Origin of the sequence: Achromobacter sp. SIMBA_011 (genome assembly GCF_046535435.1) — a bacterium.
GTDB lineage: Bacteria > Pseudomonadota > Gammaproteobacteria > Burkholderiales > Burkholderiaceae_B > Achromobacter > Achromobacter dolens.
The window spans coordinates 1-251 of sequence record NZ_JAWRWN010000908.1; the positions used below are offsets into that span (position 1 = coordinate 1).

Annotated in this window: 1 pseudogene; it reads left to right on the plus strand. The window is 64.9% G+C overall.

Annotation, left to right across the window (positions count from 1 at the left end):
• Positions 1-63 precede the first annotated feature (63 nt).
• Positions 64-251 (plus strand): annotated as a pseudogene (locus SB816_RS33640) (universal stress protein); the annotation flags it as partial.

The following is a 251-nucleotide window of genomic DNA, read 5'->3' on the forward strand; positions in this document are numbered from 1 at the left end:
GCGGAAAGCCCGCTCCGTAGACTGGATTGCACTGGCGGATCACCCGTCGATGGAGCGATTCCGATGAGCTACAAGAGCATAGTCGTGCACCTCGATACGAGCGTCCGTGCGCATGCGCGCCTCGAGTTCGCACTGCGCGTCGCCCGGCGCTTCGGCGCCCATCTGACGGGCCTGTTCTCGGTCTACACGGCCGAGCCGCATTCGTTCTACGTGATGGCCGGGTCCGCCGATTACTTCCGCGAGCATCGCGC